This is a genomic window from Pseudoalteromonas fuliginea (assembly GCF_000690055.1).
GTDB lineage: Bacteria > Pseudomonadota > Gammaproteobacteria > Enterobacterales > Alteromonadaceae > Pseudoalteromonas > Pseudoalteromonas fuliginea.
Genome location: NZ_JJNZ01000265.1, coordinates 1 through 331 on the forward strand (window position 1 = coordinate 1; position 331 = coordinate 331).

At 47.7% G+C, this 331-nt stretch carries 1 protein-coding gene; it reads right to left on the reverse strand.

All coding sequences use genetic code 11. The features are described from left to right. A partial coding sequence (locus DC53_RS0121155) for a gamma-glutamyltransferase (RefSeq protein ID WP_033032747.1) occupies nucleotides 1-331 on the reverse strand: 331 nt, incomplete at both ends.

Consider the following 331-nt stretch of genomic DNA (forward strand, 5'->3'; position numbering starts at 1 on the left):
CAATAACTTGCTTAGTGCTCATGGTTCCGTATTTTTTTAGGGCGTGCTGCATGCCCATGACAGTACCTGGAATACCTACAGCGAGGCCGTGAAAGCGTGATAAGCGGGCATTGGCATTACCGTCTTCATCAAGATACATATCGCGATGTGCTTTATTTGGCGCCATTTCACGATAATCAATAGCAATAGTTCGTTTTTCATCGGCTAAATAAACCAACATAAAGCCGCCACCGCCAATGTTACCAGCACGAGGAAGGGTAACTGCGAGTGCGTATCCCACGGCTACGGCAGCATCAACTGCGTTACCGCCTTGTTTCAGAATATCAACGCC